The sequence below is a fragment of the Streptomyces sp. NPDC024017 genome, from assembly GCF_040638895.1.
GTDB lineage: Bacteria > Actinomycetota > Actinomycetes > Streptomycetales > Streptomycetaceae > Streptomyces.
On sequence record NZ_JBEZYZ010000001.1, the window covers coordinates 200480 to 226522 of the forward strand.

The 26043-nt window shown below is 72.0% G+C and carries 26 protein-coding genes, 1 pseudogene and 1 riboswitch; of the genes and pseudogenes, 14 read left to right on the forward strand and 13 right to left on the reverse strand.

Features of this window, described 5'->3' with window-relative positions; genetic code table 11:
• Position 1: 1 nt before the first annotated feature.
• Entirely contained in the window at positions 2-817 is an 816-nt protein-coding gene (locus AB0G20_RS00950; RefSeq protein WP_361293798.1) for an SAM-dependent methyltransferase, read from the reverse strand.
• 35 nt (positions 818-852) lie between these two features.
• Positions 853-1200 (reverse strand): annotated as a pseudogene (locus AB0G20_RS00955) (phosphotransferase); the annotation flags it as partial.
• Between the two features lie 90 nt (positions 1201-1290).
• Positions 1291-1358: riboswitch (cobalamin riboswitch) on the forward strand.
• Positions 1359-1494: 136 nt separating this feature from the next.
• On the opposite strand from AB0G20_RS00955, the gene AB0G20_RS00960 reads away from it, so the two are divergent.
• Genes AB0G20_RS00960 through AB0G20_RS00980 form a run of 5 tightly spaced genes read left to right on the forward strand, consistent with a single transcriptional unit; the run spans position 1495 to position 6931 of the window.
• A complete protein-coding gene (locus AB0G20_RS00960) occupies positions 1495-2709 on the forward strand; it encodes a prenyltransferase/squalene oxidase repeat-containing protein (RefSeq protein WP_361293801.1) in 1215 nt (404 codons plus the stop codon).
• Positions 2706-3341 carry an SCO2322 family protein gene (locus tag AB0G20_RS00965; RefSeq protein WP_361293804.1) on the forward strand — a complete coding sequence of 212 codons (636 nt, stop codon included), beginning with the start codon at positions 2706-2708 and terminating at the stop codon, positions 3339-3341. The genes AB0G20_RS00960 and AB0G20_RS00965 overlap by 4 nt, the downstream gene beginning before the upstream one ends.
• On the forward strand, positions 3334-4425 hold the full coding sequence (locus tag AB0G20_RS00970) for an energy-coupling factor transporter transmembrane component T (RefSeq protein ID WP_361293807.1): 1092 nt from the start codon (positions 3334-3336) through the stop codon (positions 4423-4425). Before AB0G20_RS00965 ends, AB0G20_RS00970 begins: the two co-directional genes overlap by 8 nt.
• Positions 4422-6086: an ATP-binding cassette domain-containing protein gene (locus tag AB0G20_RS00975; RefSeq protein WP_361293810.1), complete on the forward strand. Its 1665-nt coding sequence runs from the start codon at positions 4422-4424 to the stop codon at positions 6084-6086. Before AB0G20_RS00970 ends, AB0G20_RS00975 begins: the two co-directional genes overlap by 4 nt.
• A complete protein-coding gene (locus tag AB0G20_RS00980) occupies positions 6083-6931 on the forward strand; it encodes an ECF transporter S component (protein WP_361293813.1) in 849 nt (282 codons plus the stop codon). The genes AB0G20_RS00975 and AB0G20_RS00980 overlap by 4 nt, the downstream gene beginning before the upstream one ends.
• A 203-nt stretch (positions 6932-7134) precedes the next feature.
• On the opposite strand, the gene AB0G20_RS00985 is transcribed toward AB0G20_RS00980, so the two are convergent.
• Entirely contained in the window at positions 7135-8370 is a 1236-nt protein-coding gene (locus tag AB0G20_RS00985; RefSeq protein ID WP_361293816.1) for a cytochrome P450, read from the reverse strand.
• A gap of 218 nt (positions 8371-8588) precedes the next feature.
• On the opposite strand from AB0G20_RS00985, the gene AB0G20_RS00990 reads away from it, so the two are divergent.
• Positions 8589-9758 (forward strand): steroid 3-ketoacyl-CoA thiolase, encoded by a 1170-nt coding sequence (locus AB0G20_RS00990; RefSeq protein ID WP_361293819.1) that lies wholly within the window; start codon positions 8589-8591, stop codon positions 9756-9758.
• On the opposite strand, the gene AB0G20_RS00995 is transcribed toward AB0G20_RS00990, so the two are convergent.
• Positions 9742-9927, reverse strand: a complete 186-nt coding sequence (locus AB0G20_RS00995; protein ID WP_361293822.1) for a DUF397 domain-containing protein — start codon at positions 9925-9927, stop codon at positions 9742-9744. The genes AB0G20_RS00990 and AB0G20_RS00995 overlap by 17 nt on opposite strands.
• The gene (locus tag AB0G20_RS01000; protein ID WP_361293825.1) at positions 9908-10735 is read right to left on the reverse strand and encodes a helix-turn-helix transcriptional regulator; all 828 of its coding nucleotides are present in this window, start codon (positions 10733-10735) and stop codon (positions 9908-9910) included. Before AB0G20_RS01000 ends, AB0G20_RS00995 begins: the two co-directional genes overlap by 20 nt.
• 91 nt (positions 10736-10826) lie before the next feature.
• On the opposite strand from AB0G20_RS01000, the gene AB0G20_RS01005 reads away from it, so the two are divergent.
• The gene (locus AB0G20_RS01005; protein ID WP_361293828.1) at positions 10827-11222 is read left to right on the forward strand and encodes an ATP-binding protein; all 396 of its coding nucleotides are present in this window, start codon (positions 10827-10829) and stop codon (positions 11220-11222) included.
• Here the strand turns inward: AB0G20_RS01005 and AB0G20_RS01010 are convergent.
• Both AB0G20_RS01010 and AB0G20_RS01015 read right to left on the reverse strand, forming a co-directional pair.
• Positions 11219-11629, reverse strand: coding sequence for a peptidoglycan-binding domain-containing protein (locus AB0G20_RS01010; protein WP_361293831.1), 411 nt, complete (start codon positions 11627-11629; stop codon positions 11219-11221). The two genes, AB0G20_RS01005 and AB0G20_RS01010, sit on opposite strands and share 4 nt — an antisense overlap.
• 79 nt (positions 11630-11708) lie before the next feature.
• Positions 11709-13760 (reverse strand): phosphatase PAP2 family protein, encoded by a 2052-nt coding sequence (locus AB0G20_RS01015; RefSeq protein ID WP_361293834.1) that lies wholly within the window; start codon positions 13758-13760, stop codon positions 11709-11711.
• A 287-nt stretch (positions 13761-14047) separates the two neighbouring features.
• On the opposite strand from AB0G20_RS01015, the gene proP reads away from it, so the two are divergent.
• Both proP and AB0G20_RS01025 read left to right on the forward strand, forming a co-directional pair.
• Positions 14048-15433 carry a glycine betaine/L-proline transporter ProP gene (proP, locus tag AB0G20_RS01020; protein WP_361293836.1) on the forward strand — a complete coding sequence of 462 codons (1386 nt, stop codon included), beginning with the start codon at positions 14048-14050 and terminating at the stop codon, positions 15431-15433.
• A gap of 89 nt (positions 15434-15522) precedes the next feature.
• Positions 15523-16194: an O-methyltransferase gene (locus tag AB0G20_RS01025; RefSeq protein ID WP_361293839.1), complete on the forward strand. Its 672-nt coding sequence runs from the start codon at positions 15523-15525 to the stop codon at positions 16192-16194.
• Between the two features lie 10 nt (positions 16195-16204).
• Here the strand turns inward: AB0G20_RS01025 and AB0G20_RS01030 are convergent, their stop codons facing one another.
• A complete protein-coding gene (locus AB0G20_RS01030; RefSeq protein WP_361293842.1) occupies positions 16205-16597 on the reverse strand; it encodes a hypothetical protein in 393 nt (130 codons plus the stop codon).
• A gap of 79 nt (positions 16598-16676) precedes the next feature.
• Here AB0G20_RS01030 and AB0G20_RS01035 point away from each other — a divergent pair, with 79 nt between their 5' ends.
• On the forward strand, positions 16677-17084 hold the full coding sequence (locus tag AB0G20_RS01035; RefSeq protein ID WP_361293845.1) for a DUF1992 domain-containing protein: 408 nt from the start codon (positions 16677-16679) through the stop codon (positions 17082-17084).
• 19 nt (positions 17085-17103) lie between these two features.
• Here AB0G20_RS01035 and AB0G20_RS01040 read toward each other — a convergent pair whose 3' ends face one another.
• Positions 17104-17733, reverse strand: a complete 630-nt coding sequence (locus AB0G20_RS01040; RefSeq protein ID WP_361293848.1) for a hypothetical protein — start codon at positions 17731-17733, stop codon at positions 17104-17106.
• A gap of 4 nt (positions 17734-17737) precedes the next feature.
• Positions 17738-18445 carry a hypothetical protein gene (locus AB0G20_RS01045; RefSeq protein WP_361293851.1) on the reverse strand — a complete coding sequence of 236 codons (708 nt, stop codon included), beginning with the start codon at positions 18443-18445 and terminating at the stop codon, positions 17738-17740.
• Positions 18446-18614: 169 nt separating this feature from the next.
• On the opposite strand from AB0G20_RS01045, the gene AB0G20_RS01050 reads away from it, so the two are divergent.
• Positions 18615-19106, forward strand: coding sequence for a GNAT family N-acetyltransferase (locus AB0G20_RS01050; protein WP_361293854.1), 492 nt, complete (start codon positions 18615-18617; stop codon positions 19104-19106).
• Between the two features lie 2 nt (positions 19107-19108).
• On the opposite strand, the gene AB0G20_RS01055 is transcribed toward AB0G20_RS01050, so the two are convergent.
• The gene (locus AB0G20_RS01055; RefSeq protein ID WP_361293857.1) at positions 19109-21157 is read right to left on the reverse strand and encodes an MDR family MFS transporter; all 2049 of its coding nucleotides are present in this window, start codon (positions 21155-21157) and stop codon (positions 19109-19111) included.
• Positions 21158-22051: 894 nt separating this feature from the next.
• On the opposite strand from AB0G20_RS01055, the gene AB0G20_RS01060 reads away from it, so the two are divergent.
• Positions 22052-22861: a peptidoglycan-binding protein gene (locus tag AB0G20_RS01060; protein WP_361293860.1), complete on the forward strand. Its 810-nt coding sequence runs from the start codon at positions 22052-22054 to the stop codon at positions 22859-22861.
• Positions 22862-22888: 27 nt separating this feature from the next.
• On the forward strand, positions 22889-23443 hold the full coding sequence (gene cpt / locus AB0G20_RS01065; RefSeq protein ID WP_361293863.1) for a chloramphenicol phosphotransferase CPT: 555 nt from the start codon (positions 22889-22891) through the stop codon (positions 23441-23443).
• A gap of 94 nt (positions 23444-23537) precedes the next feature.
• Here the strand turns inward: cpt and AB0G20_RS01070 are convergent, their stop codons facing one another.
• Together AB0G20_RS01070 and AB0G20_RS01075 are read right to left on the reverse strand one after the other, a co-directional pair.
• Positions 23538-24197 carry an HAD-IA family hydrolase gene (locus AB0G20_RS01070; protein WP_361293866.1) on the reverse strand — a complete coding sequence of 220 codons (660 nt, stop codon included), beginning with the start codon at positions 24195-24197 and terminating at the stop codon, positions 23538-23540.
• A gap of 208 nt (positions 24198-24405) precedes the next feature.
• The gene (locus tag AB0G20_RS01075; RefSeq protein WP_031131378.1) at positions 24406-24987 is read right to left on the reverse strand and encodes a TMEM165/GDT1 family protein; all 582 of its coding nucleotides are present in this window, start codon (positions 24985-24987) and stop codon (positions 24406-24408) included.
• 390 nt (positions 24988-25377) lie between these two features.
• On the opposite strand from AB0G20_RS01075, the gene AB0G20_RS01080 reads away from it, so the two are divergent.
• A complete protein-coding gene (locus tag AB0G20_RS01080) occupies positions 25378-26022 on the forward strand; it encodes an HNH endonuclease family protein (RefSeq protein WP_361293869.1) in 645 nt (214 codons plus the stop codon).
• The last annotated feature ends 21 nt before the right edge of the window (positions 26023-26043 follow it).

Sequence of the window (26043 nt, forward strand, 5' to 3'; positions counted from 1 at the left end):
CTCAGCGCTTGAGGGCGACGCCGCCGTACTGGTGCACCTCCGCCGGCAGGCCCAGGGCCGCCGCGTCGGGCCGCCAGCGCGAGCAGGACGCCACGCCCGGTTCGAGCAGCTCCAGACCGTCGAAGTAGCGCGCGATCTGCTCGGGGCTGCGCAGGATGTACGGGATCGAACCGCCGTCGTTGTACTGCTGGATGGCGCGGACGTAGTCCTCGCTGGTGTCGGTGGAGTCGTACTGCACCAGGAAGCTGCCGGGGGGCAGGGCGTCCACCAGCTGTCGCACGATCGAGCGGGCCTCGTCGTGGTCCTCGACGTGGCCCAGGATGCCCATCAGCATGAGGGCGACGGGCCGGTCGAAGTCGAGCGTCTTCCCGGCCTCGCGGACGATCGTCTCCGGCTCGCGCAGGTCGGCGTCCACGTAGTTGGTGACGCCTTCCGGGGTGCTGGTGAGCAGCGCGCGGGCGTGGGCCAGGACCAGGGGGTCGTTGTCGACGTAGACGATCCGGCTCTCCGGGGCCACCCGCTGGGCGATCTGGTGGGTGTTGTCCACGTTGGGCAGGCCGGTGCCGATGTCCAGGAACTGGCGGATGCCCTCTTCGGCGGCCAGGTGGCGCACGGCGCGGGCGAGGAAGTAGCGGGCGGCGCGGGCGCCGGTCTCGATCCCGGGGAAGATCTCGCGGAACGCGTCACCGGCCACCCGGTCGACTTCGTAGTTGTCCTTCCCGCCCAGCCAGTAGTTCCAGATCCGGGCCGAGTGCGGCACCGAGGTGTCGATCTTGGGGAACGGCTCCTGCTCGGAGTTCTCCACCTGGTCGGTCATGGACGCTCCTGCGTGTGGGGTCGGGGAGCCCCACGTTAGCCGTTCCACGCCCTGGAGAGGATCAACTCCTCGGCAGCACGCAGGAGTTCGACTTCGGCCCGACTCATCGTCGGATTGGCGCCCCGGCGGCGCAGGGCCTCGGTCAGGGCGGTGCGGGTGAGCGGGGACGGGCCGCCGAGGAGGGCGGTGAGCATGGTGTCGGCGAGTGCGGAGAGGGAGTCACCGGCGACGGCGGCCTGGGCGAGGATGACCGCGGTCACCGCCCAGTCCAGCCCCGGGGCGCCCTCCGATGCGTCGGACCAGTCGATGACGCGGGGGCCGCCGGGGGTGAGGATCACGTTCTCGGGGTGCAGGTCGAGGTGGAGAACGCGGGCGGCAGGGTCGGTGGGGGGAAATTACCCCGCCACCCCGGCCCCCTCGGCCCGATTCCTACGGGCGGGTACAGTGAGCGGGTCGTCATCACACCGTACGGGGGGAAGCCGGTGCAATTCCGGCGCTGACCCGCAACCGTGAACCGTCGCCCGCGGCGGTGAGCCGGATCGCTTCGTACGGTTCGTGACCGGCTCACGTGCCCGGCAGCCCGCCGGTGCACGGCACCGTCGAGGTATACGGAGCCGAGCCGCCCGGGGGTGCCCCGTGCTGTCCGGCTCCCCCACAGGGAGAGGCACCCGCCGATCATGAACGTCCGCCGCAGCGCCGCGGTCCTGGCCGCCGTCGCCGTGATCGGCGCCGCCACCCCGGCCGCCGCCGCCCCGTCCCCCTCGCCGTCCCAGGCGTTCCCCTCCGCCCTGTACGGCGATACGGACCCGAAGTTCGACGGTGTCTGGCGGCAGTCGCTCGCGCTGCTCGCGCAGGACACGGTGGGGGTGAAGCCGGCGGCGAAGTCCGTGCAGTGGCTGGTGCGCCAGCAGTGCGCGGACGGCTCCTTCGCCTCGTACCGCCCCGACCCCGCCGCCAAGTGCGACGCCAAGACGATGCTGGACACCAACGCCACGTCCGCCGCCGTGCAGGCCCTCACCGCGCTCGGCGGGCACGACGACGTCACCGGCAAGGCCGTCGACTGGCTGAAGTCCGTCCAGAACGAGGACGGCGGCTGGGGCTACTCGCCGGGCGGTGCCAGCGACACCAACTCGACGTCGATCGTCATCGGCGCGCTCGCCGCCGCGGGCGAGAAGCCGGACCGGGTCGAGAAGGACGGCAAGTCGCCCTACGACGCCCTGCTGAAGCTCGCCCTGCCCTGCGGCGGGGACGGCGACGGCGCCTTCGCGTTCCAGCCCGACAAGAAGGGCGAGCTCGCCGCCAACGCCGACGCCACGGCGGCCGGTGTGCTCGGCGCACTGGGCCAGGGCATGGTCGTCAAGCCCGGCAAGAAGTCCGACGCGGCCTGCGAGAAGGCCGAAACGCCCGAGCAGGCGGCGGCGAACGGCGCGAGCTACCTCACTGCCGCCCTGGCCAAGGACGACAACCACCTGATGTCCGCCCTGGCCGGTGCCGAGCCCCAGCCCGACTACGGCAACACCGCCGACGCGGTCGTCGCGCTCGCCGCGCGGGGCGACACCGCGCAGGCGGAGAAGTCCGTGCGGTGGCTGCAGAAGAATTCCGCTTCCTGGGCCGCGCAGAGCGGTCCGGCCGCCTACGCCCAGCTGATCTTCGCCGCCCGCGCGACGGGCACGAACCCGCGCGACTTCGGCGGCGCGGACCTCGTCAAGCAGCTCAACGCGACCGGCCCGGCCCCGCAGACCGCCGGGAAGACCGGGACCAAGGCCTCGGACGAGAAGGAGGACTCCGGCTCGGACTTCTTCGGAGTCTGGTGGTACGTCGGCGTCTGCCTGGTCGCCGGCGTCGGCATCGGGTTCCTGTTCACCGGCCGCAAGAAGCAGCAGCAGCCGTGATCCGCCGGGCCGTTCTCCTCCTCCTGGCCTCGCTCCTGCTGTGCGCGGGGGCGGGCCAGGCCCAGGCCGCCGGTTACCGGTACTGGTCGTTCTGGGAGCGCGACGCCGGCCACTGGGTCTACGCCACCCAGGGCCCGTCCCTGGCCCGCCCCTCGGACGGCGACGTCCAGGGCTTCCGCTTCGCGGTGAGCGAGGACTCCGCGAACGCGGCCCGGCCGCGCGGCAAGGCCGACTTCGCGACGATCTGCGCGAAGACGCCCGCGCAGGACGGCAGGAAGCGGGTGGCCCTGGTCATCGACTCCGGCACACCGTCGGACGCCCCCGACGGCGAAACCCCGCCCGCCGCCCGCACGGCCTGCGCCCGGGTCTCCCCCGACGCGACCACGGCCGAGGCCCTGGCGGCGGTGGCCAAGCCGCTGCGCTACGACACCAACGCCCTGCTGTGCGCGATCTCGGGCTATCCGGAGAAGGGCTGCGGCGAACAGGTTTCCCAGAAGCGGCAGAAGCAGAAGCCGGCAGCGGAGCAGAGCTCCCCGTCGGACGAAGGGCCGTCCCTGGGCCTGATCGGCGGTATCGCCGTTGTGGTGGTCCTGGGCGGCGCGGCGATCTGGCAGGTACGGCGGCGTGGATAGCAGTTCTCGGCATCGAGGCCGGGCTCTGTTGCACCCCGGCGCCTGGTGGCTCTGGGCGCTGGCGCTCGGCACCGCCGCCACCCGCACCACCAACCCCCTGCTCCTCGCGCTCCTCATCTCCGTCTCCGCCTACGTCGTGGCGACCCGCCGCCCCGACACGCCTTGGTCCCGCTCCTACGGCGCCTTCGTCAAGCTCGCCCTCGCGGTGATCCTCATCCGCCTCGTCTTCGCGACGGTCCTCGGTTCCCCCATCCCGGGCACCCACACCCTCCTCACCCTCCCCGAACTCCCCCTCCCCGCCTGGGCCCAGGGCATCCGCCTCGGCGGCGAGGTGACCGCGGAAGCCCTCACCTTCGCGCTGTACGACGGCCTGAGGCTGGCCACCCTCCTCATCTGCGTCGGCGCCGCGAACGCCCTCGCCAGTCCCTCCCGCCTGCTCAAGTCCCTGCCGGGCGCCCTGTACGAGATGGGCGTCGCGGTCGTCGTGGCCCTCACCTTCGCCCCGAACCTCATCGCCGACGTCCAGCGCCTGCGCGCCGCCCGCCGCCTGCGCGGGCGCCCGGACAAGGGCCTCAGGGGCCTGCTGCAGGTGGGCCTCCCGGTCCTGGAGGGCGCGCTGGAGCGCTCGGTCTCCCTCGCCGCCGCGATGGACGCCCGCGGCTACGGCCGTACCGCCCAGGTCCCGCCCGCCGTACGCCGTACCACCGCCGCCCTCACCCTCGGCGGTCTGCTCGGCGTCTGCGCGGGGACGTACGGCCTCCTCACGGCCGAAGGCGCCGGCTACGGCTTCCCCCTGCTCCTCGCGGGTCTGACCGCCGCCCTCGCGGGTCTCAGACTGGGCGGACGCCGCTCGGTCCGCACCCGCTACCGCCCGGACCGCTGGGACGTGCGCGCCTGGCTGGTCACGGCCTCCGGCGTCGCGGTGGCGGCCCTGCTCGCCCTCGCCGCGGCCCGCGACCCCGCGGCCCTGCACCCGGGCGTGGTCCCCCTGGTCGCGCCCACCCTCCCCCTCTGGCCGGCCGCGGCCGTACTCCTCGGTCTGCTGCCCGCGTTCGTCGCCCCCGATCCCAAGGAGCCGTCGTGATCCGCTTCGAGGACGTCTCCGTGATCTACGACGGGGCCGCCGAACCCACCGTGCAGGGCGTCGACTTCGAGGTCCCGGAAGGCGAACTCGTCCTGCTGGCCGGTCCGTCCGGTGTCGGCAAGTCCACCGTTCTGGGCGCGGTCAGCGGACTCGTCCCGCACTTCACCGGCGGCACCCTGCGGGGCAGGGTCACGGTCGCCGGCCGCGACACCCGCACCCACAAGCCGCGCGAACTGGCCGACGTCGTGGGCACGGTCGGCCAGGACCCGCTCTCCCATTTCGTCACCGACACCGTCGAGGACGAACTGGCCTACGGCATGGAGTCGCTGGGCCTCGCCCCGGACGTGATGCGCCGCCGCGTCGAGGAGACGCTCGACCTGCTCGGCCTCGCCGACCTGCGCGACCGGCCGATCGCCACGCTCTCCGGCGGCCAGCAGCAGCGCGTCGCGATCGGCTCGGTCCTCACCCCGCACCCGAGCGTCCTCGTCCTGGACGAGCCGACCTCCGCGCTCGACCCGGCAGCCGCCGAGGAGGTACTGGCCGTCCTCCAGCGGCTCGTCCACGACCTCGGCACGACGGTCCTCATGGCCGAACACCGCCTGGAACGCGTCATCCAGTACGCCGACCAGGTCGTCCTCCTGCCCGCCCCGGGCGCACCTCCGGTCCTGGGCGACCCGGCCGAGGTGATGGCCGTGTCCCCGGTCTACCCACCGGTGGTGGCCCTGGGCCGCCTGGCGGGCTGGACCCCGCTGCCCCTGACAGTCCGCGACGCCCGCCGCAGGGCGGCGGATCTGCGCGCACGACTTGATGTGCGCGAGGGCATCGAACCTCAGGGGCGCGGGGAACTGCGCGACAAGCCACAGACAACCCGCACCCGCAAGCGGTCCGCACAACCCACCCCTATGGGCGAAGTACGAGCCCTCTCCGTACTCCGAGGCCGCATCCAAGCCTTGAGTCACATCGACCTCACCATCACCCCCGGCGAGACCATCGCCCTCATGGGCCGCAACGGCGCCGGAAAATCCACCCTGCTCAACTCACTCGTAGGCCTCGTCAAGCCCAGCTCCGGAACCGTCCGCGTCGGCGAAGCCACACCCCACCGCACCGCCCCGAAGGACCTCGTCCGCAAGGTCGGCCTCGTCCCCCAGGAACCTCGCGACCTGCTCTGCGCCGACACCGTCGCCGCCGAGTGCACGGCGGCCGACCGGGACGCGGGCGCGGAACCCGGCACCTGCCGGGCCCTGGTCTCCGAGCTGCTGCCCGGCGTCACCGACGACGCCCACCCCCGGGACCTCTCGGAGGGGCAGCGGCTCGCGCTCGCCCTGGCCGTCGTGCTGACCGCCCGGCCCCCGCTGCTCCTGCTGGACGAGCCGACGCGGGGCCTGGACTACGCGGCGAAGGCCCGGCTGGTCACCGTGCTGCGCGCGCTGGCTGCTGAGGGGCACGCCATCGTCCTGGCCACGCACGACGTGGAACTCGCGGCCGAGATCGCCCACCGGGTGGTGCTGCTGGCCGAGGGCGAGGTGATCGCGGACGGCCCGACGGCGGACGTCGTGGTCTCCTCGCCGTCCTTCGCGCCGCAGGTCACCAAGATCCTGGCGCCCCAGCACTGGCTCACGGTGGCCCAGGTCCGCGCGGCCCTGGAGGAGACCGGCCGATGAGTCTGCGGGAGACCACGCGCACGCACCCCCAGCGGCAGGCCCGGGCCGTCCGTCTCGGCCCCCGCTCCCTGACCGCCCTGGCCCTGGTCAGCGCGGTGGGCGTCGCCGGCTTCACCTGGCCCTTCCTCGCCCCGCCCACCTCGCAGCTCAGCGCGCACGCACAGGACGCCCCCTGGCTCTTCGCGGGCCTGCTGGTGCTGCTGGTGGCGGTCGTGGCCGCGGCGATCTCGGAGTCCGGGCTCGGCCCGAAGGCGGTCGCGATGCTCGGCGTGCTGGCCGCCACGGGAGCGGCTCTGCGGCCGATCGGCGCCGGTACCGCGGGCATCGAGCCGATGTTCTTCCTGATGGTGCTGAGCGGCCGGGTGCTCGGCCCGGGCTTCGGGTTCACCCTCGGCTCGGTGACCATGTTCGCGTCCGCGCTGCTCACGGGCGGGGTCGGCCCGTGGCTGCCGTTCCAGATGCTGGCGATGGGCTGGTTCGCGATGGGCGCGGGCCTGCTGCCCGGCCCGGATCGGCTGCGCGGCCGGGCCGAACTCGCGATGCTCGCCGGCTACGGCTTCCTCGCCGCGTTCGCCTACGGCACGGTGATGAACATGGCGGGCTGGCCCTTCATGAGCGCCCTCGCCTCGAACGTGGCCTTCGACCCGCACGCGCCGGTCGCCGCGAACCTGGCCCGTTTCGTCGCGTACTGCGTCGCCACGTCGCTCGGCTGGGACCTGGGCCGGGCGGTCGTCACGGTCGTCCTGACGCTCACCCTCGGCCCGGCGGTCCTCAGGGCGCTGCGCCGGGCCACGCGCCGGGCGGCCTTCGAGACGCCCGTCACGTTCGAGGCGTCCCGGCAGTGAGGCCCCCCACATGACCCGCGTCACGTACGAAGCAGGGTCGTAGGAACAAGTCCACGGTCAGAGGAGCAGAGCAGCGCTGACCTGCGGCCCGGCCTAGTAAGACAGGGCTTTGCCGGCACGGGCGGGCCCTGTTTCCCTGGACGACCAGGCGACGGCCCCCTGATCCCCGGGGCCGTCGCCTGTGCCATGTCCGGACCGGCACTTCAGGCCGTGCTCACCGGAAGCTCCTTCACCCCGTTGATCCACGCCGACCGCAGCCGGCGCGGATCCCCGACCAGCTTCAGTCCGGGCATGGCGTCGGCGATCGCGTTGAAGATGAGGTTGATCTCCAGCACGGCGAGGGACTTGCCCAGGCAGTAGTGCGGACCGCCGCCGCCGAAACCGAGGTGCGGGTTGGGGTCGCGGGTGACGTCGAAGGTGTCCGGGTCGTCGAAGACCTCGGGGTCGTGGTTGGCGGAGGCGTAGAACAACCCCAGCCGGTCGCCCTCGCGGATGCGCTTGCCGCCGAGTTCGGTGTCCTGGGTGGCCGTGCGCTGGAAGGCGGCGACGGGCGTCGCCCAGCGCACGATCTCCTCCGCCGCCGTCACCGGGCGGTCGCTCTTGTACAGCTCCCACTGCTCGGGGTGGGTGAGGAAGGCGTGCATGCCGTGGGTGATGGCGTTGCGGGTGGTCTCGTTGCCCGCGACGGCCAGCATCAGCACGAAGAAGCCGAACTCGTCGGAGCTGAGGTTGCCCTCGTCCTCCGCCGCGACCAGCTGCGTGACGATGTCGTGGGCCGGGCACTGCTTGCGGTCGGCGGCCATGTTCATCGCGTAGGCGATGATCTCCGTGGCCGACTCGGCGCCGACCTCCTCGGTGATGGCGTACTCGGGATCGTCGTACGCGATCATCTTGTTGGACCAGTCGAAGATCTTGTCCCGGTCCTCCTGCGGCACGCCCATCAGCTCGGCGATGGCCTGGAGGGGCAGTTCACAGGCGACCTGGGTGACGAAGTCGAACGGCCCGGTGTGCGCGCGGGCGGAGTCGACGATGGAGTGGGCCCGCGCCCGCAGCCGGTCCTCCAGCGCCCGGATCGACCGGGGCGTGAACCCGCGCTGCACGATCTGCCGGACCCGGGTGTGCTCCGGCGGGTCCATGTTCAGCAGGATCAGCCGCTGTGCGTCGATGGCATCGCGCTCGATGTGCTCGTTGAAGCGGATGATCGCCGTGTTGAGGGACGACGAGAACAACTCCGGGTGCGTGGAGACGTACTTGAGGTCGGCGTGCCGGGTGATCGCCCAGTAGCCCTCGTCCTGGAAGCCGGCGAGACCGGCCGGCTGCGCCACCCAGCAGACCGGTTCGGCCCGGCGCAGCTCGGCGAACTCCGGCAGGGGCACGCGATGATGCAGCAGGTCGGGGTCGGTGAAGTCGAACCCGTCGGGCAGCGCGGGACAGGGCATGGGCGGCTCCCACCACTCGTACCGACTCTGAGGTCTGACGGCCCATCAGTTGTGCGGAGTTGCGGTGACGGTAGTAACGGGTTCTACAAGTAGCAAGAGGCACGGGCCCGCCAATTGCCCGCACGACCCTTGCGGCCACCGAGCGGCCCTCAGCACACTGGCGACAGAACTAGAACGCGTACTAGTTCCGCTGAGCCTCCCGGAGAGGACCCGCACCCATGGCTGCCGAACCCGTGATCGTCGAAGCCGTACGCACCCCCATCGGCAAGCGCGGCGGCGCGCTCGCCAATCTGCACCCCGCCTACCTCCTGGGCGAGACCTACCGCGAACTCCTCGGCCGCACCGGCATCCCCGCAGACTGCGTCGAGCAGATCGTCGGCGGTACGGTCACCCACGCCGGCGAGCAGTCCATGAACCCCGCGCGCACGGCCTGGCTGACGATGGGGCTCCCCTACGAGACGGCCGCGACGACCGTCGACGCGCAGTGCGGGTCCTCCCAGCAGGCCTCGCACATGGTGGCCAACATGGTCGCTGCGGGCGTGATCGACGTCGGCATCTCCTGCGGCGTCGAGTCGATGTCACGGGTGCCGCTGGGGTCGGGCTCGAAGCACGGGCCCGGCAAGCCGTTCCCCGACGAGTGGAACGTGGACCTGCCCAACCAGTTCGAGGCGGCCGAGCGGATCGCCCGGCACCGGGGCCTGACCCGCGAGGACGTCGACGCGCTCGGTCTCGCCTCACAGGAACGGGCCGCCCACGCCTGGGCGGAGGAGCGTTTCAAACGAGAGACGTTCGCGGTCCAGGTCCCCACGACCGAGGAGGAGCAGCATGCCGGCCAGGGCATGTGGCGCCTGGTCGACAAGGACGAGGGTCTGCGCGACACGACAGCGGAAGCGCTGGCCGCGCTGAAGCCGATCATGCCCACGGCGGTGCACACGGCGGGCAACTCGTCGCAGATCTCCGACGGGGCGGCAGCCGTCATGTGGGCGTCGAAGCGGATGACCCGGGCACTGAAGCTGAGGCCCCGGGCCCGGATCGTGGCCCAGGCGCTGGTGGGGTCCGACCCTCACTTCCACCTCGACGGCCCGATCGACGCGACCAAGGCGGTGCTGGGCAAGGCCGGTATGTCCCTCAAGGACATCGACCTGGTGGAGATCAACGAGGCGTTCGCGTCCGTGGTGCTGAGCTGGGCGCGGGTCTTCGACCAGGATCTGTCGAAGGTGAACGTCAACGGCGGCGCGATCGCGCTCGGGCACCCGGTGGGAGCGACCGGGGCCCGGCTCATCACGACGGCACTTCATGAACTGGAGCGCGCGGACAAGGAGTTCGCGCTGATCACGATGTGTGCGGGGGGCGGTTTGGCCACCGGCACGATCATTCAGCGGTTGTAGACGCCCAGTTGACGAAGGTGGTGAACGTGGCGGGATCGAGGGTGAGCATCGGTCCCGCCGGGTTCTTGCTGTCGCGTATTGCGACGGTGGTGTGCGGGGTTTCGGCGACTTCGAGGCACTGGCCGCCCTGGTCGCCGCTGTACGTCGACTTACGCCACTGCATCTCCATAGCGATCCTCCATTACGCGCCGGATGAGCTCCGCCGAGTCGGTGAGGGAAAGCGCGGCGGCCCGGAGGTGATCGTAACGGAGCGAACACTCCCTGACCGTGTCCGGGTTCGCGGTCGGATGCCCGCTGCCATACCCCTCCGTGTAGACGATGGTGGGGTCGGTCGAAAAGCGGTAGACGTCGAACGAGCCTTGCAGCCCCGGGTGCGCACCCGTTGAGAACGGCAGCACCTGGATGTTGATCCGAGGGTTGCTCTCGAAGGACAACAAGTGGGCGAGTTGCCCCCGCATGACCTCCGGGCCGCCGATCTCCAGGCCCAGCGCGGCCTCACTGAGGACCGCCCAGAAGACCGGCGGCTCCCCCTTCTCGAACACGCGCTGCCGAGCCAGGCTCACTGCCGTGCGGTCTTCGAGGTCCGTCCGGTCCAACGCGCCGAGCACCGCCTGGGCGTACCCCTGGGTCTGGAGGAGGCCGAGAACCATGTGCGTCTGGAAAGAGCAGATCTCCGTTGCCCGCGTCTCCAGCTCCGCCACCTGCTGGAACCAGGCCGGAAGCCGACTCCGCAGCACCAGTTCGACGAGCCGGGAGAACATTCCGTCCGTGCCCAGGGCCGCATCCGCCCGTTCACTGAACTCCGGCGTCGGAACCTTGCGGGCTGTCTCGATCTGCCCCACCAGCGAGCCGGTGTAGTTGAGGATTCCCCCGAGTTGCTTCAACGTCAGCCCGGCCGCCTCCCTGTGCCTACGCAACTCGTAGCCGTAGTAGTCGAGCGGGGACGCACCCGGGTCAAGGGCGTTGATGTTGGTCACGCAGAGCCCCTCTCACGCAACCCCGTCCACCACGGGACGGGTTGTATCCGTTCCGTAGCCGAGGGTAGTCACCGCACGTCAGCCTCGTCCCGTGAACGAATACATTCCCGCCCAGTACGCGATGCGCCTCACCGTCGGTGAACACGCCCCCCGGCACATCCGCCGTATCGTCCGCTCGTTCCTCGGCGAGTGGGGGGTGCCCGAACTGTCGGACGCCGTGGAGCTGGGCGTGACGGAGCTGCTCGCCAACGTCGTACGGCACGTCCCGGACCGCCGCTGCGCCCTGCTGTTGCTGCGGCAGCGCACGGGCGTACGGGTGGAGGTCACGGACGGCAGCGACGAACTGCCCTGCACACCGGCCGCCTTGGACACGGAGTCCGAGGGCGGCCGGGGGCTGCTCCTGCTCGACGCGATGGCCGACAAGTGGGGCGTGTCGCTGTGGTCCGGGGGCGGGAAGACCGTGTGGTTCGAGTGCGGGGCCCGCTAACAGAAGGGAGTGCCCGGCGCGTTGGCCCAGAAGGAGAGGAACGACCAGGTCTGCGCCCCGATGCGACCGTCCACGACGATGCCGGCACACTGCTGGAAGGTCCTGGTCGCGGCTTGGGTGAGTCGGCCGAAGTCTCCGTCCTCGTCAAGGCCCGCGCCGATCGCCTGGTTCAGGTAGCACTGGGCTTGCCGGACCGCCGCCCCGGACGATCCCCGACTGAGTGACGGCCGGCTGTCGGTGAAGTTGCAGATGTCATCCGGCCCCTGGGCCACGAGGGCTGTTGGACGATTCAACTTCTCTACGACCCGGGCTGGTTTGACCACGTCGGTCGCCGAAGCCACAGCCGGTGCTCCCGCGAGGGAGAGGGGGAGAGCCAGCGCCGCTACGGCGATGAGCACACGTCGCATGCCGTTCACCTCCAGAGAGGGTGCCCTTCCTCTCATCGTGCGCGGCCCTCACCGAGGTTGCATCTCGGGCGTCAACTCGTTACCCACGTACGGTCTTTCGGGTCGGGGCGCGTTCCCGCTCGGCCGCCGCGGCGGTGGCGGCCCGGGGGCCGGACAGCAGGTACGTGAGCCCGAACCCCGCCGCCACCACCACCGCTCCCCCGGCCGCGTCCAGCACCCAGTGGTTCGCCGTCGCGACGATCGAGAGGGCGGTGAGCAGCGGATGCAGCAGGCCCAGGGCCTTCGTCCACCACCGTGATGCCAGGACGGCGATCACGACACCGCACCAGAGCGACCAGCCGAAGTGCAGGGACGGCATGGCCGCGTACTGGTTGGTGAGCGCGGTGAGCGTGCCGTAGTCGGGCTGGGAGAAGTCCTGTGTGCCGTGCACGGTGTCGATGAAGCCGAGCGCCGGCATCAGCCGGGGTGGGGCCAGGGGGTAGAGCCAGAAGCCCACCAGGGCGAGCAGGGTGGCGAAGCCGAGGGCGGAGCGGGCCCAGCGGTAGTCGCCCGGGCGGCGCCAGTAGAGGACCGCGAGGACGGTCAGCGGGACGAGGAAGTGGAACGACGTGTAGTAGTGATCCAGGACGTCCCGCAGCCAGCCGATCCCGACGACGGTGTGGTTGACCCAGCGCTCGATGTCGAGCCGCAGGGTGCGCTCAAGGTCGTAGATCTGCATGCCGTGCTCCTCGGCCTCGGCGCGCCCGGCCGAGTTGCTGCCGCCGGTGGCCGCGAGCCGGACCTGGGAGTAGGCGGCGTAGGTGATCCGTAGGAGGAGCAGCTCCAGGAGGAGGTGGGGACGGGTGAGGACCCGGCGCAGGGCCGGCCACGGCGGCACGTGCCGGAAGCGTGCCGGGGCGGCGGGCGCGTAGGCGATCGGCAGCGGTGCCCGGTAGTACGGCGAGGTGCGGGAAAGGAACGGCACGGCGGTGGCGGCGGCGAGCGCGGCCAGCAGGACGACGTTGTCCCGCACGGGGTTCAGGGACGCCATGTTCGGCAGGATCATCTTGGCCGGCAAGGTCATGACCACGACGACGGCGACCGGCCACACGTACCGGTCCGAGGCCCGTCTGCCGACCCGGCCGACGACCGTGAGCAGCACCCACAGCAACTGGTGCTGCCAGGCCGTGGGCGAGACGACGATCGCGGCGCAGCCGGTGATCGCGACGGCGAGCAGCAGTTGGCCGTCCCGGAAGCAGCGCACGGCCCGGCGCAGCGCCAGGACCGCGACGGCCGCGCCGAGCGACAGGAGGAGCGCGACCTCCAGGGGGCCGTTCAGGCCGAGCCGGAGCAGGGCGCCGTGCAGGGACTGGTTGGCGAGGCCGTCGGCCGGGCCGCCGAGGCCGACGCCGGCCATGTGGTGCACCCAGTAGCGGTGGGAGTCGTGCGGCATCGCCGCCCAGGCGAGGCCGGTGCAGGCGGCGAAGGTGACGCCGGTGGCGAGTGCGGCGCGTCTGCGGCCGGTGCACCACAGCAAGGGCGTGAACAGCAGCAGGGTGGGCTGGAGCGCCGCCGCGACGCCGATGAGCAGGCCGCTGGTGCGCTGGCCGCGGGCGGCGAAGCAGCCGAGCAGGACGAGCAGGACCGGGATGATGCTGGTCTGGCCGAGCCACAGGGTGTTGCGGACGGGCAGGGACAGCATCAGCAGGCTGACGGCGACCGGCGCCGCCAGCAGTGCCGTGCGGCGGCTGACCGGCGGAGGCAGGGCGCGGGCGGCGATCAGGCCGAGCGCGACGACGAGCAGCAGCGTGCCGAAGGTCCAGCCCCAGCCGAGGGCCTGTTCGGCCGAACGGGTGAGGGGCTTGAGGGCGAGCCCGCCGAAGGGCGTGCCCGTGAAGCGGGTCGAGTCGTACAGCGAGCCGTTCACATGCAGGACGCCGTTCGGCCCGACCCAGGTCTCCAGGTCCGTCAGCCGCTCGCCCCTCGGCGTGCCGAGGACGACGGTCACCTGTCGTGCGGCGAGGGCGGCGACGATCAGCCACAGCGCGAGACAGGCCATGCGCAGGGGCGTGGGGGAGGGTGTGCGGGTCCTGCCACCGGCTGTCGCTCCGAAGGCTTCCGCCGGCCGTCCGCTGCGCTCCGCATTCGCCACGCGTCGTCGACCTTCTACCCGTTATGCCCCCTTCGTCCGGTTGACGATAGTGCGCGAGGCGCGTGGTTGCCTCTCGTGACGCGAGAAGGATCACATGAAGATCGCGTGGGAACCGCCGCGGCCTGGGCAGAAGCGCCTGCACAGCAACGATTTACGTGCAGTGTGCAGCGAATTGCGTACCGCCCGTGAGCGGGGCAAATCCGCCTATCGTCGCCTTTCGGCCCGTACGACAGCGCCGCCGCGCGGGACCGCGTCCCTGTCCCCGTCGAAAGGTAGGCGAGCGAGTCTTGTCGACTGCCTCAGTCGTCGCCCCCGCGTCCCTCGCGAAGAACCGCACGGCGAAGACCCCCGACCCCACCGTCACCGACCCCGCGCTCGTCAGGCGCGCCGTGAAGGCGGCCGCGCTGGGCAACGCGATGGAATGGTTCGACTTCGGCGTCTACAGCTACATCGCGGTCACGCTGGGCAAGGTCTTCTTCCCCTCGGGCAACCCCACCGCCCAGCTGCTGTCCACGTTCGGCGCCTTCGCCGCGGCCTTCCTGGTCCGCCCCCTCGGCGGCATGGTCTTCGGCCCGCTCGGCGACCGCGTCGGCCGCCAGAAGGTCCTCGCCCTCACCATGATCATGATGGCGGCGGGCACCTTCGCGATCGGTCTGATCCCGTCGTACGCGACGATCGGTGTCGGCGCGCCGATCCTGCTCCTGGTGGCCCGTCTGGTGCAGGGCTTCTCCACCGGCGGTGAGTACGCGGGCGCCTCCACGTTCATCGCCGAGTACGCCCCCGACAAGCGGCGTGGCTTCCTCGGCAGCTGGCTGGAGTTCGGCACGCTCGCCGGCTACATCGCCGGCGCGGGCCTGGTCACGATCATGACCGCCCTGCTCTCCGCCGACGACCTGACCTCCTGGGGCTGGCGCATCCCGTTCCTGATCGCGGGCCCGATGGGCATCATCGGCCTCTACCTGCGGCTGCGCCTGGAGGAGACCCCGGCGTTCGCGGCCGAGGCGGAGAAGGCCGAGAACAACCGCCCGAAGACGCCGCTGCGCGAGATGGTCACCGGCCAGTGGCGCGCGCTGCTGCTCTGCGTCGGCCTGGTGCTGGTCTTCAACGTCACCGACTACATGCTGCTGTCGTACATGCCGAGCTACCTGACCGGTCAGCTCCACTACGACGAGACGCACGGCCTGCTGGTCGTCCTCGGCGTGATGGCCGTGATGATGATCGCCCAGCCGTTCGTCGGCGCGCTGACCGACCGTGTCGGCCGCCGCCCGGTGATCGCCACCGGCTGCGCGGGCTTCCTGCTGCTGTCCGTCCCGGCCCTGCTGCTGATCCGCGAGGGCAGCCTGCTCGCGGTCGCGCTCGGCATGGGCGCCCTCGGGCTGCTGCTGGTCTGCTTCACGGCGGCGATGCCCTCGGCGCTGCCGGCGCTGTTCCCGACGAAGGTCCGCTACGGCTCGCTGTCGATCGGCTTCAACGTCTCGGTGTCCCTGTTCGGCGGCACGACCCCGCTGGTGGTCACGGCCCTGATCGGCGCGACCGGGGACATGATGATGCCCGCGTACTACATGATGGCCGCGGCCGTGATCGGCGGTTTCGCGGTGTGGCGCATGACGGAGTCGGCGGGGCGCCCGCTGCCCGGCTCGGCGCCCTCGGTGGCGGGCCGACACGCCGGGTGAAATCCCGCTGACAGCGACCCGCGCACCAACTATCTTCGTCAGCGCCAGTAGTTAGGGATGCTAACTATGCTGACGAAAGGTAGAGGTGCATGAGCGAGTCGCACGTCTGGGACGAGGTCGACACCTACTTCACCGCCCACCTCGCCCCGGACGACGAAGCCCTGGCGGCCGCCCTGCGCGACAGCGACGCCGCCGGGCTTCCGCACATCAACGTCGCCGGAAACCAGGGCAAGCTCCTCCAGCTCCTCGCCCAGATCCAGGGCGCCCGCCACATCCTGGAGATCGGCACGCTCGGCGGCTACAGCACCATCTGGCTGGGCCGCGCCCTGCCCGCCGACGGGCACCTGGTCTCCCTGGAGTACGACCCCCGGCACGCCGAGGTCGCCGTCCGCAACATCGCCCGCGCCGGCCTGGACAAGCTGGTCGAGGTGCGGGTGGGCCCGGCCCTGGAGTCGCTGCCCAAGCTGGCCGACGAGAACCCGCCCCCGTTCGACCTGGTCTTCATCGACGCCGACAAGGCCAACAACCCGCACTACGTGGAGTGGGCGATCAAGCTCACCAGCACGGGCAGCCTGATCGTCCTCGACAACGTCGTCCGGGGCGGCCGGGTCGTCGACGCGGACAGCACCGCCCCGGACGTGACGGGCACCCGCACCGCGATCGAGCTGATCGCCGGCCATCCGAGGCTGAGCGGCACGGCGATCCAGACGGTGGGCATGAAGGGCTACGACGGGTTCGCGCTGGCGCGCGTGCTGGCGTGAGGCCTCGCTGTCACACCTCGTGGTAGAAGCCCACGTTGACGCTGCGCGGGGCGGTGCGGTCCTGGATGATGATCTCGCCGCTGCCGCCCCTGGGCAGCGGGACGGTGCCGCCGTAGGCGAGCGGCTGGGCGTACTCCCCCATCGTCAGCCTCACTTCGGAGGACGGGTCGGGCTGGGAACCGCGCAGCCAGGTGACCTGCCAGGTCCCCTCCGGACCGCACAGGAACTCCAGGTGGACCCGGGAGACGAACAGCCAGTCGTCCGGCGTGCTCAGCCGGCACACGGACTTGTCGCGGCCCACCCGCAGCACCGCGCCCGGCTCGCTGGGCGCTTCGGCCATGAGCATGCCGGCCGTGGCGCCCGCCTCCGCCTCCGCGACGGTGGCCATGGTGAGTTCGAGCACGTGCGCTCCTTCTGAGACGTCCTGGTAGACCGCCGCATGATAGAACGCCAGGCTGCGCGGTGTCCGGCACAATGGCCTCATGACCGAGCGGAAGCCACCAGGCGTCGACTTCGAGTCCTGGGTCGACAGGCAGATCCGTGACGCGGAGGCGCGCGGGGAGTTCGATCGGCTGCCGGGTGCGGGCGAACCGCTCCCCCACGACGTCGAGAGCACCTACGACGAACTGTGGTGGGTCAAGCGGAAGATGGCCCGGGAGGGCTTCTCCGTCCTCCCGCCGGCGCTGGCCCTGCGCAAGGAGGCGGAGGACGCGCTGGAGGCCGCGCTCGCGGCCCCCTCGGAGCGGATCGTCCGGAAGATCATCGGCGAGATCAACGACAAGATCCGCGACATGATGTTCAAGCCGCCGCCCGGCCCCCCGCTGGGAAAGAAGCCGTACGACGTCGAGGACGTCGTACGGCAGTGGCGGGAGCGCCGGGCGGATCGGTGACCGGGGGATTCCTCCCGGGTCAGACGTGCAACAGCCGTTCGGCCAGCTCGCGGTAGTCCTTCAGGGCCAGCCGGAGCTGCTCGGTGTCGGCCGACGAGACGGACCTGCTCTCGCCGCCCTCGACGGACTGCCAGGAGTGCCGCAGGGTGCGACGGCGCTGTGTCACGGCCTCGGTGAAGCGGGCCGCGATCTCCTCCAGCACGTGGTCGGCCTCCTCGACGGCGGCCCGGGGCCCGTCGACGAACCCGGCGACGGCGTGCTGCAACTGCGAGCCGAGCTTGTCGGAGTCGTCGTGGGCGAGGAGGTGGGACCGGTGCTTCACGGAGCCGGCCTTGTCCGGGCCGGAGCCGTGGTCGCCGCGGGGTGCGTCGGTGCCGAGCCGGTCGGTGCCGGGCACATCGGTCCCGTGCGCCGCGGCGCGGTCCGCGTCGGTGCCGTGCCGGGCGCCGAGGTCGGCGTCCGCGCCGCGGGTGGTGCCGCGGTCCGCGTCCGCGCCGTGCGGGGTGCCGCGGTCCGTTTCCAGGCCTCGGGCCGTGTCGTGGTCCGTGCCCGGTGCGGTCGGGCGGTGGCCGGTGCCCAGGGCGCTCTCACCGCGGGCGTCCGGGGCGGCCGGCGTGTGGTCGCCGGGCGGTCGGGTCATGTCGGTCATTGCCTCAACTCTCCTTCGCCTGACGTCGGTTGATCGCCCACGGCATGTGCCCGCCGCGGGCCGCGGCCTTGCGGCCGCCGTTCAGTCCGGCACGGTCGCGTCCGTCGTGCCGTCCCTCCTCGTGCCGTCCGCGGGTGTGGCCGCCGCCGTCGTGGCGGGCCGGCTTCACCAGCTCCTCGAACAGGGCGCGGGCCGCCACCATGGCCTCACGCATGTCTTCCGTACCCTGGCCGCCGTCGCGGGCGTCCTCCGCGCGCAGATGCGCCGCGCGGTGCACGCGCCGGTAGCCGTCCACGTGGTGGGCGTGGTGCACGGACAGCGCGGCCAGCTGTTCCTCGTACTGCCCGCCGTCCGGGAAGCCCCGGACCCCGGCGAGCTCGGCGAGCAGCCGGTCCGCCTCGGCGACAGCCTCGCGCGGCGAGTCGACGAACCGCTCCTGTGCGGCCGTCCAGCGCGCCTCGTACTGCTCGCGCTGTGCCGGCTCCAGCGACCGCTCGCGCAGGTCGCCGTGGCGCTGCACGCGCTCGGTCAGTTCGCGCTCGGCCGCTTTGGCGTCACCGTCGTGGCGGGCGACGGCCCGGTCGTACTCGGGTCCGAAGCGCCGCTTCAGGCTCGGGCCCCGCCGAGGCCCGCGGGCGCGCAGGGTCATGACGGCCGCGATGATGACGACCGCCGCGATCACGATCAGGGCAATGATCAGGCCAGTGGACATGAATGCCTTCCGGGTTCTCGGCCCAACCGGCTCTCCTCGCGAGCCGGTTCGCCCGTCGGGTAGCCCCGAAGCCCGTTCCCAAACGGCTTCCGGGCGCACCGGGGCGCGAACACCCGGCCGGAACTATTCGCTTGCGTGACCGATGGGGCGCCTGCGAAGAATGCGGTTCATGACCTGGACCGTGGCCCCGGAGCCGTACGACTCGCCCGTCGCCGCCGCTCTGTGGCGGGCGTACTACACCGAGGTCAGCGACCGCTGGTACCTGCTGCACGAGGGGCGCCGGACCGACCCGGCCGAGCTGGAGCGGGAGATCGCCGCGCAGCCGGGCACCGACCTCGCGCCCCCGCGTGGCCGGCTGCTGGTCGCCCGGTACGGCGGTGAGCCGGCCGGCACCGCGGGCGTACGGCTGCTGGACGGCACCACCGCCGAGCTCAAGCGGGTGTTCCTGCACGAGCCGATGCGCGGCCGGGGCGGCGCCCCGCTGCTGGTCCGGGCCGCCGAGGACACCGCACGCGCGCTCGGCGCCACCCGGATGATCCTTGACACCCGCGGCGACCTCGTCGAGGCCCGCGGCCTCTACGCCCGCCTCGGCTACACGGAGACCAGGCCGCACAACGACGAGCAGTACGCGGAACACTGGTTCAGCAAGGAGCTGGCCTGAACTCAGGCCCTCTCCGTGGAGCGCACGCTGTACGGCCGCTCGCGCCGCGATCCGCACATTTCGCCGCTCAGCTCCCGCACGAGCCGCACCAGGTCGGTCGGCCGGTCCGGCCCCCACCAGTCGCCGAGCAGCTCGGCGAGGGACTCCTCGCGTGCCTCGGCCAGCCGGTCGGCGACCTCGCGTCCCTCGTCGGTCAGGACCATGTCGACGCCCCGGCGCACGGCGAGACGGCGCTCCTCGGCCTGCCGGGCGGCCTCCATGACCACGGTCAGGGGCACGGGCATGACGTCGGCGAGCACGCCCGGCTCCACGGAGCCGTAGCGCCGCATCCGCAGCAGCAGCCAGCTCGTCGCGGGCAGCAGGTCGTAGCCCGCCCGGGCGGTGATCCGGCGGTAGATCTCGCGCCGCCCCGCCCGGGTGCCGAGCACCGACAGCGCCCGGCACACCTCGTCGTACGAGGACCGCTCGACGGGGTTGCTGGCGAGGGTCTCGGTGACGTCGGGCGCGGTGACCGAGCCGCGCAGCCGGTCCTCCTTCAGGAACCAGGCCACCACGAAGCCGAGCAGCGCGACGGGGGCGGCGTACAGGAAGACGTCCGTGATGGAGACGGCGTAGGCGTGCAGGGCGGGCGGGCGCAGGCCGGGCGGCAGGGCGGCGATGCCGCGCGGGTCGGCCTCCAGCGAGTCCACGGAGACGCCGGGCGGGAGCCGGGAGCCCCGGAAGGCGTCCGTGAGCTGCTCGCCGAGCCGGCCCGCGAAGATCGTGCCGAAGACGGCCACGCCGAACGAGGCGCCGATGGAGCGGAAGAAGGTGGCGCCGGAGGTGGCGACGCCCAGGTCCTCGTAGGGGACGGCGTTCTGCACGATGAGCACCAGGACCTGCATCACCAGGCCGAGACCGAGCCCGAAGACGAAGAAGAAGCCGCTCAGCTCGGCGGTGGAGCTGCGCTCGTCGAGCTGGTGGAGCAGGAGCAGCCCGAGCGTGGTGATGCCGGTGCCGGCGATGGGGAACACCTTCCAGCGGCCGGTCCGGCTGACGATCTGCCCGGAGGCCGTCGAGGCCAGCAGCAGGCCCAGCACCATCGGCAGCATGTGCACACCGGACATGGTCGGGCTGATGCCCTGCACGACCTGGAGGAAGGTCGGCAGATACGTCATGGCGCCGAACATGGCGAACCCGACGACGAAACTGATCACGGCGGCGAGCGTGAAGGTGCGCACGCGGAACAGCTTGAGCGGCAGGACGGGCTCGGCGGCCCGGCGTTCGACGGCCACGAAGGCGACGGCGAGGACGACGCCCAGGACCGCGAGGCCGACGATCTGCCAGGACCCCCATGACCAGGTCGTCCCGCCGAGCGAGGCGACCAGCACCAGGCAGGTGGCGACGGCGGCGATGAGGAAGGTGCCGAGGTAGTCGATGACGTGCCGTTGCGCCTTGCGCGGGATGTGCAGGACGGTCGCGATCACGGCGAGCGCGACGACGCCGACGGGCAGGTTGACGTAGAACACCCAGCGCCAGCTCAGATGCTGGGTGAACACCCCGCCGAGCAGCGGTCCGAGCACGCTGGTGGCGCCGAACACGGCCCCGAACAGCCCCTGGTAGCGGCCGCGTTCGCGAGGGGGCACCAGATCGCCGACGATCGCCATCGACAGCACGATCAGCCCGCCGCCGCCGAGGCCCTGCAGGGCCCGGAAGGCGATCAGCTGAGCCATGTCCTGCGCGGCGCCGCACAGCGCGGACCCGATCAGGAAGATCACGATGGCTGTCTGGAACAGCCGTTTGCGTCCGTACTGGTCGCCGAGCTTGCCCCACAGGGGGGTGGCGGCGGTCGCGGCCAGCAGATACGCGGTGACCACCCAGGACAGGTGATCCAGACCGCCGAGATCGCTGACGATCGTGGGCAGCGCGGTCGACACGATGGTCTGGTCGAGGGCGGCGAGCAGCATGCCGAGGAGCAGGGCGCCGATGGAGACCAGGACGTTCCCGCGCACCTGCTCATGGGGGTCCGTGCCCTGAGGCGTCAGTGTGATGGCGTTCCCGTCCCCGGCCATGAGACCTCCCGTGTCTCCTGTGACATTTTCCATCGTGACCGCTGTGGCCTGTTATGGCCCGCTGGGCCCTTTTGGAAGCTGTGGTTCCGGGGGCTCCTCGACCACACTGTGGAGAAGATCTGGATAATCTCTGGAGTTCGCGAGGGGAGGGAGGAACGCGTGGAACCGCCTAACGGCCACCCGTGCCCGGAGTGCGGCGCACCCAGACAGCGGGACAACACCCCCGCCTGCGCCTGCACCCACCGCGCCTCCGAGGCCCTCCGCGACGCCCGCACGGCCCAGGCGGCGGCAGCGGAGGACTTCGACCCGCTGCGGATCCGCCCGTACGTGGAGATCGACGCCCGGGCCTCCGGCGGTCCGGGCGGGGGTACGGCCCCCTCGGCCGACGCGGTCGAGCCCACCCCGCATGCCCTGGACGACGCCGCCCTACGACCCGGTAGCGGCCCGGCGGAAGCATCACCCGGACAGGACCCCGGTGCGAGGTCCGAGGGCGCACGAGGCCGAGCCGCAGCGGACAACACCGCCGCCCTTCCGTACGGAGACGCCCCCCGGCCGCCGGGAAACGGTTCTGCAGAGGCAACGCGAGCCCAGGGCCCCGGGCAGACGGCCGACGGCACGCAGGGTCCAGCCGCAACGGGCCATGGCGCCACACCCGCGTACGGGGCCGGACCCCGGCTGCCGGGAAACGGTTCCGCAGACGCACCCCGGCCCCAGGGCCCCGGGTCCGCAGCCGAAGGCACACCGGGTCGGGCCGCGACGGACAGCAGCGGAACGCCGTCTCAGTCTCCGGCCGAAGCCACACCGGGCCCGGCCGCCGCCGCGGACCGTGTCGGCAGTCTCCCGCACGCCGAAGCCCCCCGTGCCGCCCGGCCGCCCTCCCCTGCCGACGCCACGATGCCCCTGCGCCCCGTGGACCCGGACGCGACCGCCGTCCTGCCGGCCGCCGCCCCCGTCACCGCGGCGCTTCCGGCGCCCCTGGCTCCCGCCGCGACCGAGCCGAGCGTCACCGATCTGCGCATGTTCGACGGCACGGCGGGGGCGGACCGGGGCGCGCCGGCAGCGGGCGGGTCCGGCGCGCGGAGGTCCGGGCGACGGCGCCGGACCCTCCTGGTCGCCGCCGCCGGAGCCTGTGTCGCCGTCGTCGCGGCGGCGGGGTACGCGAGCGGGCTGTTCTCCTACGAGAGTCCGTCCCGGGACACCGCCCTGCCGGACGACATCCGCGCGAGCGTGCCGGACGCCCCGTCGAGCAGCCCGGCGTCCACACCCCCGGAGGGCCGCGCCTCGGCGGCTCCCCCGGCCCCGGCCGCACCGAGGCCGTCGCCGTCCCGCAGCGGGAGCCCGTCCGCTTCGCCGTCGCCGTCCGCACCGAGCGCCTCGGCGAGCCCGTCGCAGTCGCCCTCCCCGTCGGCACCGAAGACGTCCGCCACGGCGACCGGCCCCGGCCAGGCACCCCCGGACAACTCCCGCCAGAACGGCGGCCCCTCCGTCCTGCGCCTCGGCGACCGCGGCCCGGAGGTCACCGAACTCCAGCTCCGCCTGCGCCAGTTGTACCTGTACGACGACGACACCGACGGCACCTTCGACGACCGGGTCGAAGAAGCGGTCCGCACCTACCAGTGGTCACGCGGCATCCAGGTCGACGACCTCGGCGTCTACGACCCGGAGACGCGGGCGAAGCTGGAGTCGGAAACCCGGGAGCCGTGACAGGCCCGGCCGCCCTACTGTGACGCCGTGACCACTCAAGTGATCGTTCTCAACGGCGGTTCGAGCTCGGGGAAGTCCGGGATCGTCCGGTGCCTGCAGCAGGTCCTTCCCGATCCGTGGCTGGCCTACGGCGTCGACTCGTTCGTCGAGGCGCTGCCCGCGAGGCTGCGGGACTCGGACGGCGGGATCACGTTCACGGGGGACGGCGGCGTCAGCGTGGGCGCGGAGTTCCGGGCCCTGGACGCGGCCTGGACCGAGGGCATCGCCGCCATGGCGCGCGCCGGCGCCGGGGTCATCGTCGACGACGTCTTCCTCGGCGGCCCGGCGTCCCGGCAGCGATGGGAGAAGGCCCTGTCCGGCCTCAGCGTGCTGTGGGTCGGCGTCCGGTGTGACAGCACGGTCGCCGCGGGCCGCGAGATCGCCCGGGGAGACCGGGTGCGCGGCATGGCCGTGTCACAGGCCGAGGTCGTGCACGAGGGCGTGAGTTACGACGTGGAGGTGGACACGACGCACACCGAGTCCCTGGAGTGCGCGCGCATCATCGCCGCCCATGTGACGCGCGCGTCGTCGACGTCCACGTGACGCACGCGTCGTCGACGCCCACGTGACGCACGCGTCGTCGACGCCCGCATGACGCGCGCACCCTCGCCGCCCCGGTGACCCAGGCGGCCGGGGGTCAGCCGATGTGCAGGCGGATCGTCCCGTCGCCCACGGCCTCCACGCGCACCTTCGTGAGGTCCTCCACCACCACGTCCGGCTCGTGGGCCGCGGCCCGGGGCCCGATCCCGACGACCGTCATCCCGGCGGCGCGCCCGGCCGCTATCCCGGCTCCGGAGTCCTCGAACACCACACAGTCCGCGGGGGCGATCCCCAACTCGGCGGCGCCCTTCAGGAAGCCCTCCGGGTCGGGCTTGCTCGCCCCGACGGACTCCGCGGTCACCCGCACCTCGGGCAGTTCCAGACCGGCCGCCGCCATCCGCGCCGTCGAGAGCGGCACGTCGGCGGAGGTCACCAGCGCGTGCGGCAGCCCCCGCAGCGAGGCCAGGAACTCCGGCGCCCCGGGGATCGCGACGACACCGTCGGTGTCGGCCGTCTCGTCGGCGAGCATCCGGGCGTTGTCGGCGTAGTTCTGCTCCATCGGCCGGTCGGGCAGCAGCAGCGCCATGGAGGCGTAGCCCTGCCGGCCGTGGACGACCTTCATGACCTCGTCCCCGTCGAGTCCGTGACGCTCGGCCCAGCGCCGCCAGACGCGTTCGACCGAGGCGTCCGAGTTGACGAGGGTGCCGTCCATGTCCAGCAGGAGGGCGCGGGCGGTGAGCACGGCGGTGGCCGTCATCGGCAGCTCCAAGGCTCGGGGCGCGTTCCAGCGCGGGAGAGGGGCGGACGACGGATCGCGACCGGCACGCCCCGGAGGACAAGGCGGCCCCGCCCGCCGGTCAGGGAAAACGGGCGGAGGCCACTTTGTTTCTCCACGGTACAAAACAATCCCGGCTTCGCGCCAGGGGGCCCCGCCGGACGTTCACCCACTGTTCAGCCCGCCCGGCTCATCCGGTCACGGCCTCCCACAGGCTCCACACCCCGAGCGCCAGCATGACCAGGGCCGCGATCTGCGTGATCAGCCGCAGCGGCACCTTCTTCATCAGCGCCTTGCCGCCGACGATGCCGAGCCCGGCCACGGCCCACAGCGCGAGCACCGCCCCCAGCCCGACGGAGAGCGGGTCGTCGTAGCGGGCGGCCAGGTTCGCGGTCATGATCTGGGTGAGATCGCCGAACTCGGCGACCAGGATGAGCATGAAGCCGGCGCCCGAGACCTTCCAGAAGGACTGGTTCTCCGGCCGCCGGACCTCCTCCTCGTCCTCGCCCTTCTTCAGCAGCAGCACCGCGGCCCCGCCGAGGAAGAGCACACCCGTGAGGGCCTGCACGATCTGCTGCGGCAGCAGCGTCAGCACGCTGCCGGCCGCGACGGCGAGCGCGACATGCAGCGCGAAGGCGGCGGCGACACCGGCGAAGACGTAGGAGGCTCGGTAGCGGGTGCCGAGGACGAGACCGGCGAGGGCGGTCTTGTCCGGCAGTTCTGCGAGGAAGACGACACCGAAGACGACGGCGGTCACGGTCAGGCTGATCAAGGGTTCCTCAATCGGTCGGGGCTGCCCCACCGAGAGTGCTGGACCTTCACGCACGACACCTCGGCACGGCAGCGCACTCGGCACCCGCACCAGGGGGCACGGGCGTGCACTGCTTTGCCGAAGGTCTCGCTGGCAGGTCCACGAAAGGACCGGCCTCCGGGCGCCGGCTCAGGCGGGCTGAGCAGTATGTCGACGGTCCGGCGAAGAGCTACTCCCCTTCTGCGCCGTCCATGGTACGGGACGCGCCTGAAGTGAAAAGTTCCGTCTCGAACCTTGTCATGTCATGACCGCGTCACTAACTTCTCACCGGGCGCACACCTGTGCGCAACACGGCACCGCGAGCATTCCCCTGCTCGCTAGCCAACACCCCCCTCTCCCCCGGGAGTTCGCATGCCCAGGTTCTACGCGCGTCGACGGCTGAGCTTGGCCGCGGCGGCCACCGCGCTCATATCCTCCGTGGCCCTCTTCAACGCCCCCACGGCCTCCGCCGCCCTGCCCACCCCCGTCAGCGGCGCCACCGCCCGCTCCTACCTCGTCTCGCTCACCGTGGCGACCGAGGACCGCACCGGCTACAACCGCGACCTCTTCCCGCACTGGATCACCCAGTCCGGCGCCTGCAACACCCGCGAGGTCGTCCTCAAGCGCGACGGCACCAACGTCCAGCAGGACTCCTCCTGCGCCGCCACCAGCGGCAGCTGGTACTCCGTCTACGAGGGCGCCACCTGGACCGCCGCCTCCGACGTCGACATCGACCACCTGGTCCCGCTCGCCGAGGCCTGGGACTCCGGTGCCGACTCCTGGACGACGTCCCGCCGCCAGTCCTTCGCCAACGACCTGACCCGCCCGCAGCTCATCGCGGTCACCGACAACGTCAACCAGGCCAAGGGCGACCAGGACCCCGCCACCTGGATGCCCTCCCGGACGGCGTACCGCTGCACCTACGTCCGCGCCTGGGTGCAGGTGAAGTACTACTACGGCCTCTCGGTCGACTCGGCCGAGAAGTCCGCGCTCCAGAACTACCTCGCGAGCTGCTGACACGCGCATTTCGTGTCGGGA

Excerpts from the sequence above, each read along its gene's own strand:
- AB0G20_RS00950 (WP_361293798.1), bottom strand. The coding sequence starts at position 817 with ATGACCGACCAGGTGGAGAACTCCGAGCAGGAGCCGTTCCCCAAGATC.
- AB0G20_RS00960 (WP_361293801.1), top strand. The coding sequence starts at position 1,495 with ATGAACGTCCGCCGCAGCGCCGCGGTCCTGGCCGCCGTCGCCGTGATC.
- AB0G20_RS00980 (WP_361293813.1), top strand. The coding sequence starts at position 6,083 with ATGAGTCTGCGGGAGACCACGCGCACGCACCCCCAGCGGCAGGCCCGG.
- AB0G20_RS00985 (WP_361293816.1), bottom strand. The coding sequence starts at position 8,370 with ATGCCCTGTCCCGCGCTGCCCGACGGGTTCGACTTCACCGACCCCGAC.
- AB0G20_RS00990 (WP_361293819.1), top strand. The coding sequence starts at position 8,589 with ATGGCTGCCGAACCCGTGATCGTCGAAGCCGTACGCACCCCCATCGGC.
- AB0G20_RS00995 (WP_361293822.1), bottom strand. The coding sequence starts at position 9,927 with ATGGAGATGCAGTGGCGTAAGTCGACGTACAGCGGCGACCAGGGCGGC.
- AB0G20_RS01010 (WP_361293831.1), bottom strand. The coding sequence starts at position 11,629 with ATGCGACGTGTGCTCATCGCCGTAGCGGCGCTGGCTCTCCCCCTCTCC.
- AB0G20_RS01025 (WP_361293839.1), top strand. The coding sequence starts at position 15,523 with ATGAGCGAGTCGCACGTCTGGGACGAGGTCGACACCTACTTCACCGCC.
- AB0G20_RS01035 (WP_361293845.1), top strand. The coding sequence starts at position 16,677 with ATGACCGAGCGGAAGCCACCAGGCGTCGACTTCGAGTCCTGGGTCGAC.
- AB0G20_RS01040 (WP_361293848.1), bottom strand. The coding sequence starts at position 17,733 with ATGACCGACATGACCCGACCGCCCGGCGACCACACGCCGGCCGCCCCG.
- AB0G20_RS01045 (WP_361293851.1), bottom strand. The coding sequence starts at position 18,445 with ATGTCCACTGGCCTGATCATTGCCCTGATCGTGATCGCGGCGGTCGTC.
- AB0G20_RS01050 (WP_361293854.1), top strand. The coding sequence starts at position 18,615 with ATGACCTGGACCGTGGCCCCGGAGCCGTACGACTCGCCCGTCGCCGCC.
- AB0G20_RS01055 (WP_361293857.1), bottom strand. The coding sequence starts at position 21,157 with ATGGCCGGGGACGGGAACGCCATCACACTGACGCCTCAGGGCACGGAC.
- AB0G20_RS01060 (WP_361293860.1), top strand. The coding sequence starts at position 22,052 with ATGCCCCTGCGCCCCGTGGACCCGGACGCGACCGCCGTCCTGCCGGCC.
- AB0G20_RS01070 (WP_361293866.1), bottom strand. The coding sequence starts at position 24,197 with ATGACGGCCACCGCCGTGCTCACCGCCCGCGCCCTCCTGCTGGACATG.
- AB0G20_RS01080 (WP_361293869.1), top strand. The coding sequence starts at position 25,378 with ATGCCCAGGTTCTACGCGCGTCGACGGCTGAGCTTGGCCGCGGCGGCC.